Source organism: Roseibium sp. RKSG952, from assembly GCF_009711355.1.
In genome coordinates this window covers 1-8,643 of the sequence record NZ_SMMF01000776.1, presented here as the reverse complement: position 1 = coordinate 8,643, position 8,643 = coordinate 1, and the positions used below count along the sequence as shown (strand labels likewise).

Genomic DNA, 8,643 nt, shown 5'->3' with positions numbered 1-8,643 from the left:
CGCGGCCCGCATCGAAAAACCTTCACCCTAACCGACATTCGGGTTCGGTTTGGATTGTTGCGCTGCACACAGGAAAGCTGCCATTCGTTCGAAGTGCAGCATTGACCGATGCGGCGGAGGTACGATGCATCAATACTGTGTTCACACGGATCCGGTTGTTGACTGCGAGTTCAGTGCCATTTGCGGAAGCGCTCGTCAAAATATGCGTATAGCAAATAGTTTTTTGAAAATCTGAATGGGACGAGTTTTGTGACGATTTTCTGCATAAATATCGTAACCCTTTCCATTTATTCATAATTACTGTCTTGTTCAGTCATGTGCATTAATTATCTATATCAATATAAATAAATATGGTTGACTGATATGATAGAGTGTTCGCATCAACATGATGACGTCAGACATGTTTTAGATTGTCAGTTGGTAATTTTTGACTGCGATGGTGTTTTGGTGGATACAGAAAAAATTGCCAGCAAGTGTCTTTCAGAGATTATTACAGATCTTGGTTACCCGATAACCAGCGTTGATTGCCAGAAGCGTTTTTCAGGAAGTTCCATAAAATCGGTGCGGCTTTCAGTTGAAAAACTAATCGAAAGGCGCTTGCCTGACGATTGGCCTGATGTTGTCCTTCGCCGCTTTACGGAGGTTTTTGCTTCCGGTGTCTCTGCAATAGATGGCGTCTTTTCGGTTTTGGATTACCTAGAGGCAAACAAAATACCATACTGTGTCGCATCCTCCGGTCATTACAAAAGGCTGCGACTGGTCCTTAAGAGTTCGGGCCTGCTCGACAGATTTGAAGGGAATATCTATTCGGCGCAAGACTGCTTGCGAGGCAAGCCGTTTCCGGATGTTTTTTTGTATGCGGCAAGCAGGTTAAGGACTCCTCCAGGCAATTGCATCGTGATCGAAGATAGCGTCCCCGGGGTCAAGGCTGCTTTGGCTGCGGACATGCCGTGTTTCGCCTATGTTGGTGACACGGCCAGCGACAGGGTTTCTCTGGAGCGTGAAGGTGCAATGCCCTTCACCAGCATGTATGGTTTGCCGCAGCTCCTTTCCGATATTTTCCACTGACCAAGGTTCTTCCGATGCTTTGAATAGCTGGTCTAAGCTATGAGCAATCCATGGTGTCTCCAACCGCAGCCAATTCGTTGAAGGGCGGACCGTGTGCGAGCACATTAAAATGCCGTTGTCCCTAGGCGAGCTTCTTATCCGGCGGGCCAGAGACACGCCTGACCGGGTGATTTACCGGTTCCACAGTTTTCCCGATGCTCGGCCAGCCCGGTGTGCCGGACTAACTTGTGGCGGCCTTTACCGGCGGTCAGAAGGGATCGGAGCAAGGCTGCAGGAAGCGCTTGAACCGGGAGACAGGGCACTGATCCTGTGCCCGCCGGGTCTGGACTATATAGCGGCGTTTTTTGCCTGTCAGTTAACGGGTGTGATTGCGGTCCCGGCCTATCCGCCACGCAATGCCAAACACATGGCGCGGCTCGAAGCCATTCTTGCAGATGCCGGTGCGACCACGGTTGTGTGCCTATCCGCTCAGAAAAAGCAGCTTGAAGAGTGGGCCCATGCTAGCAAGGAACTGTCATTTTTAGCGGTTGATGAGATCACCAGCGAGCGTCCCGGTGATTGGCAACCGGTTGCCGTAAACCCTGATGCCATCGCTTTCCTTCAATATACATCTGGTACGACCGGAGCCCCAAAAGGAGTGATGGTTTCGCATGGGGCCGTTTTAGAAAACCTTGCCCAAATTCATCTCATTTTGGGCTACGACAAAAATGTTCCAGCTGCCGAAACAGATGGGACTGTCAATTGGTTGCCTCCCTATCATGATATGGGCTTGGTTGCGACGATCTTGTATCCGCTCTACGCTGGCATACCCGCACATCACTTGAGCCCGGCAAGTTTTATTCAAAACCCGCTGCGCTGGCTTCGGGTTCTTTCCGGGGAAAAAGCCACCATCACGACGGCGCCGAATTTTGCCTGGCAGCTGTGCTGTGATGCGGTAGCGGATCATGAGGTAGACACACTCGATTTCTCTGCACTGAAACACGCGTTTAACGGTGCTGAACCTGTTCGCTTTGATACCCTTATGGCCTTTTCCAAGAAGTTCGGACCTGCCGGTTTTAAGAGCCGGAGTTTCCGGCCGATTTACGGAATGGCTGAAACGGTCGTTTTGACAAGCTGTTCTGCGCTTTCCGGGAATGACCAAGCGCCGCACTGGCAACAGCACAATTACCCGCGTCATGTTTTGGCCGGACAGCGTTCAGAAAAACGAGAACAGGACTTTCAAACGAGCCAAAGCCAGTCCGTACTGTCTTGTGGCACTGTCATGGAGGGCCATGAGATCGCCGTTGCCGACCCGGAAACCTTCTTACGTCTCGAAGATGGTGCCGTCGGGGAGATTTGGATATCGGGACCATGTGTTGCGTCCGGCTACTGGAACAAACCGAAACTGTCGCAAGAGGTGTTCTGCGCACGGCTTAAAGGCGATGCCAGCGGGCGAATGTGGCTGCGTACCGGGGATTTGGGCACTCTGATTGACGGCGGGCTTTATGTACTCGGCCGGATCAAGGAAATGATTATTGTCCGGGGCCAGAACCATTATGCAGTGGATTTGGAAATCATCGCCAATGACAGCGATCCGCTGCTCGGCCATGACCGGACGATTGCCTTCGGGGTCGAAGGCGACGGCGGCGAAAAACTGGTTCTGGTCCATGAACTCAGCCGTTCGGCGCTACGCCGGTATAATGCAGACGCAGTGGCACAAACGATGCGTCTTGCCATTCTGGAACAACATGACGTTTCGGTTGAAACGGTTGTGTTCATCCGGCCAGCCAGTCTGCCTCGGACAACGTCGGGAAAATTGCAACGTTCACGTGCAAGGGAATTGTTCTTGAGCGGCAATCTTTCGGAGGTTGCCAAAGTGGAGTTCAGATCCGGTTTGAATGAGAATGTTATTGAGCCTGCTGGAGAGCAAGCGGCATTTTCGTATCATGAATCCTTTCGGTTTGATGAAAGCGTCAACGGATACCCCGGCATCCGTCAAGCTATCGTGCGAGTTCTCTCGGATTTTTGCAGCATTTCAGCCGAAAAGCTGACTCCATCCACTCCACTGCAATCGTTCGGTCTGGATTCACTTCAATTTGCCCGCGTCTTGAACAGGCTGCAGGCTGCGACGGGCCGCACGGTCGATCTGCAGACCGTTTACGGTCTTGAAACGCTAGATGACTTCGCTAAGTCATTTGCCCTTGACAAGAATATGCCGCTCCACGCGGAACCTATTCCTTTGGCAGACAGATCCAAGCCCGTGCCGGCTTCCTACCAGCAGGAAAGGCTTTGGTTTTTGGACAAGCTCGATAAGCGCGTCGGGCTTTCCTACAATGAAGTTTTTACTTTGAACCTGTCCGGCGCATTGAACATCCCGCTTTTAAAAGAAGCGCTATCCATTCTGGCCAATCGCCACGAGGCGCTTCGATCGCATTTTTGCGCAGAACAGGGAAAACTGCTTCAGATCATTGAGCCGATGGCGACATATACCCTGCCTTTCGAAATTGAGAATAACGGGATGATGCTGGGAATAGAGCTGGCCAAGGCAAGAATTGAAGCCTTGCAACAGATCGAGCTCGATTTGGAAGCTGGCCCCTTGTTCAAAATTTACCTGTTTCCGGTTACAAATTTGCAGAGCCTGTTGGTTTTTATTGGCCACCACATCATCCTGGATGGCTGGTCTGCCAACGTGTTGCTGCAGGATTTGGCAGCGATTTTTAAGTGTCTTTATTGCGGTCATGGCCCTGCCTTTCCGAAGCTATCGTTCCAATATGCAGACTATTCGGTCTGGCAACGTCAAATTCTCTCCGAAGACCGGCTTCAGAAGGAATTGGCTTGGTGGAAAGATACTCTTTCTGGAATGCCAGACGCGATCCAGCTCCCATTTGACCGGCCCCGATCGAAAGAAACTGACTATAGGGGGCATTCAGTTTCAATTTCAATCTCGACGTCCAAACTACTGTCATTGAAGGCAGTTGCTCTCAAGTATGAAACAACCTTGTTCATAGTGTTGGAGACAGCATTTGCGGTACTGCTTTCAAGGCTGGGGGCTGGTGAGGACGTTGTTATAGGCACAGCGGTCGCGAACCGGCCACGTTTGGAATTTGAAGACGTCTGTGGTTTTTTTGCTAATACAATCGCCTTGCGAAACAATGTCGATTTGGAGCGGAGATTTGGCGAGCAACTATTGGTAACCCGAAAAATGGTGCTGGACAGCTTCTCCCATGCTGCACCGTTTGAAGCTGTTGTTAACCAGGTAGTGCCGACCCGTGCCACACACCATGCTCCCGTGGTGCAAGTGGTCTTGACTCTTCAAAACACCCCGGGTCCCGAGCAAGAGCTCCGGTTTGGTGAGGTTGTTGCCAAACCGTTTGAAGACACGGACAAAAGCTTCGAAAACTTTGAACTCTTTTTGAACATGAAGGAAGTGGATGGTGAGCTAAAGGGGTACCTCTCTTATCAAACACATCTTTTCGACGAGGGCACGGTTGGCCGAATGGCCGCCATGTTCGTAAGTTTGCTTGAAGCGGCGGCAATCCGACCGGATACCCGGATTTTCGATTTACCTCTTCTTTCATATTTTGAGTCTCGAAAAGTCGTCGAGGCTTTCAATACATCGTCGATTGGTTGCAACAATCTCAAGCCCGTTCAGTCGTTGTTTGACTTACAAGTGCAGGCGATTCCTGAGGCCGTCGCAATTCTTGCGGGGGACAAGTCCCTGACCTACTCTGGTCTTGATGCAGCCGCCAACAGATTGGCACGGTATTTGATAACACAAGGTGTTGGGCCCGAAAGTGTTGTCGGCGTTCTCCTAGAGCGGAGTGCTGAACTTTTGGTTGCGCTCTTGGCGATTTTCAAGGCTGGCGGGGCTTATTTACCGCTTGATACCAGTGCGCCTGCAGAGCGATTGAGCTTCATGCTGCATGATGCCACGGCATGCATGGTCCTGACAAGCCGCCGACTTGAGCCGCACATACACCACTGCAATTCTAATGCGGCAATTTTTTTTCTCGACGATGCGGATATGACTGCAGCTGTGTCCATGCACTCTAGTAAGCCAATCAAGTATGGCGACGTCCTGGCGGACTCCACCCCGCTATCTCTTGCTTATGTCATATACACATCCGGCTCTACTGGAACGCCAAAAGGGGTAATGGTTGGCCACCGGGAACTTGCCTATCGTCTTGACTGGATGCAGGACATTTGTCCAATTGGACCCGGCGATACCGTGCTGCAAAAGACGCCCTATTCTTTCGATGTTTCGGTCTGGGAGTTGTTTTGGTGGTGCAGTCACGGTGCGAGGCTTGCCCTGATGCCGCCCGGAGAACATCGGGACCCACAGTGCGTCGCTTTATCCATGGAAATTTACCACATCACTGTGGTGCATTTTGTCCCAAGTCTGTTCGAGCATTATCTCGACTTCATAAAAAGAAGAGAAACTACCGAGGGGCTTTTTAAACTCCGGGCAGTGTTTGCAAGTGGCGAACCATTGTCACCGAGCCTGGCACTGCGCTTCAATAGGCTGGTCAACACGATTAGATGTGGTTGTGTTTTGTATAACCTGTACGGACCAACCGAAGCCACAATTGATGCAACGCAGTACAGGACGCGGGATCACGAAACGAGCATTCCGATCGGTAAGCCGGTGCCGCATACACAGGTCTATGTGGTCGACAAACACCTCAATCCGGTTCCCATCGGCATTGCTGGGGAATTGTTGATTGGAGGTCAGCAAATTTCTCGCGGATATGCGCAGCGCCCCCAGCTTACAGCCGAGCGTTTTATCGCCAACTTTTTCCTGGCCGAGCCGGGGAGCCGCCTCTACCGCACAGGAGATATCGCCTCTTGGGTGCCGGACGGAACGTTGAATTACCTAGGACGGCAGGACCGCCAGATCAAGATCCGCGGGATGCGCGTGGAGCTCGGTGAAATTGAAGAATGCCTGCGTGCGCAGGAGGGTATTGCTCAGGTTGCGGTTACCGTTTGCTGCCGAAAAACGGATGCAAGCCCTGATCCACAGCTGGTGGCATATGTTGTTCGCGATGGCAACACAGCGCCGGACCCTGGCATTGCGGATAAAAGCGGGGTTGAAACATGGCGCGCGCTCTACGAGTTCACATACAACTCTCATGCCTTCGATGAGGAAACCAGGCTCGACTACGTGGGGTGGAACAGCAGTTTCACCGGACAACCATATCCCTTGGAAGCCATGCGCGAGTGGCGCGCAAACACCTTGAAACGCCTTCGGGAGTTGCCACATCGGCGGGTACTGGAGATTGGTTGCGGAACCGGGTTGATATTATCAGGGCTTGCAAGTGATGCCGAGCGGTATATCGCTACGGATATAAGTGCAAACGCTCTAGCAAGTTGCCGAAAACTGACTGAGGGCAACGCAGTCCTGGGTCATGTAGAGTTGTTGCAGATTCGAGCCGACGAAGTCGCTCAGTTTCCCGCTGCCTCGTTCGATTTGATCATTCTGAATTCGGTTATTCAATACTTTCCAAATGAAAATTATTTGACAAAGGTCATGCAGTCTTTGCTCGGGCTTCTGGATGAGCAGGGCGTTATATTTGCAGGCGATTTGCGTGATTTGCGGCTGCTTGAGTGTTTCCATGCTCAAATGGCGATAGCCGGAGAAAAAAAGGCACATCCTCAGGAGATTAGATCCCGATTGGTGTCTTCAATGTCATCGGAAAAAGAATTGTTGCTGGACCCAGCATGGTTCTTGGCATTTGCATGTCGCAACGATTCCATCAAGGCTACTGGTATCCGGCCACGTGCAGATCAGTGTCAGACAGAAATGGCGCTGTTTAGATATGATGCTGTACTGTCAAAGAGTGATACAAATTGGCTATCGGATACCGAGGTTACTTGGCTGGATTTGAACACCTATGAAGCGGAATATCAGCCAAGTCTGGAGAGTGTTTTACGGGCAAACCCAAGAGAGATATTGGGTGTGAGAAAAGTTCTTGATCCGCGATTGGAAACAGCCTTGCATGTTTGGCGTGGTACAAGTCTTTCTAGTAGGCCGGAATACCAGACGGATAGGAAAAACGCTGACATCAGCGCGCTAAGCTTGAAACAACTCTCCCGTCTCGCCAATCAAAACCAACGGTCAATCCTGCTGGTTTCAAGCACTCTTACCGGACATATTGATGTTGTCATCGGACGGGAGCGTGAAGAGTTAACAGGATGGCTGGCAAACACGGACGTGCCGACCGGATTACAGTCACTGACCAACTCTCCTCAAGGGAATCTATTGCCGTCGGAGTTGGTCAGGAACATCCGAGTTGATCTGGTAAAGCGTCTTCCTGGGCACATGATCCCGTCCCGCTATATTTGCCTGTCAAGGTTGCCGCTGACGCCGTCCGGCAAGATTGACCACAAGGCACTCCCAGATGCGCAATTTTCAGCCGGTCAGGCAATCCTGCAACCTCCCCAGACCGAAACCGAGCGACAAATCGCATCCGTCTTGTTTGAAACTATTCAGATTAGAAGTATTGGCCGCGATGAAGATTTCTTCAGCGCTGGCATGAATTCCTTAACGTCAATCCATTTTCTGAGCCGGTTGCAGGAGGAATATGGCAGCGTCATATCAGCTCGTGATATTTTTGATGCACCATCTATAAGCCAATTGGGTGCAAGGATTGATGCTGGAAAGACATGCTATTCACCGCTTATACCCTTTGCAAAACAAGACTTGCCCTTAACGATCATATGCTTTCCTCCTCTGTCGGGTTTGAGTTTCGCCTACGGGCAAATGGAGATCGTCGAAGAGCTAAAGAATATTGGTAACATTTACGGCGTTCAATGCAGAGGCTACGAAGCAGATCAGCTTCCGTTTACCACCTATGAGGAAATGGTTGAGTGTTTTGTTGAACATATCACAAGAGAAATTGACGGCCCTATTGTTTGTCTTGGCTGGTCCATGGGCGGCATGATTGCCTACGACGCCACTATACGGTTCCTTAAACGAAAAAAAGAGGTCAATGGGTTGATCATTATCGACACGCCGATCCTTAGTGATGCTTATAAACACAAGCTCCATGGCTTCTTAGGAAACGGACAATTGCCCTATACGGATGCTGAAATCGATGAAGTACTTCAAAAAACAAATGACAATCCAATCAGGAATGTCATGTCACAAATTTCACGTAATAACATTTCAGCGAAAAAGGGTTTCCACATAAATGAGAATATACTTCAAAAAAATATTAAAAATAATACAAAAATAATACTTAAGAGGAGACCTATATTTGAGAAAATTACAACAAAAACACTTTTAGTTAAAGCTTGTGATACAAGATATTTATTTACTGAAAATTACTACGGGTGGCGTGAGTATATTAAAAACATAGACGTTAATAACATAGATTGTTCCCATTACGACATTTTTTCAGATAAAAATTATTTACAATTAATTGTTCTAATAAAGAAATGGATGAAGAAAACAACTTATAAAAATGGTAATACATCGCAAGTGACTGCAATCATTAGCTGAATTTAGAGTTGTATAACCCGCTAGGGTCGGCAATGTCCGCAATTGCCGCCATTCGTGCCAGATGCAGCGTGAGCGTCCGGCGAACCCGACCTGCC

Annotated in this window: 2 protein-coding genes; both read left to right on the top strand. The window is 49.8% G+C overall.

Translation table 11 applies throughout. The annotated features are described in order from the left end of the window. The first annotated feature begins 363 nt into the window (after positions 1 to 363). Positions 364 to 1,068 (top strand): HAD family phosphatase, encoded by a 705-nt coding sequence (locus E1297_RS06350; protein WP_155135386.1) that lies wholly within the window; start codon positions 364 to 366, stop codon positions 1,066 to 1,068. A gap of 109 nt (positions 1,069 to 1,177) precedes the next feature. Then, positions 1,178 to 8,548: a non-ribosomal peptide synthetase gene (locus E1297_RS06345; RefSeq protein WP_155135384.1), complete on the top strand. Its 7,371-nt coding sequence runs from the start codon at positions 1,178 to 1,180 to the stop codon at positions 8,546 to 8,548. Positions 8,549 to 8,643 lie beyond the last annotated feature (95 nt).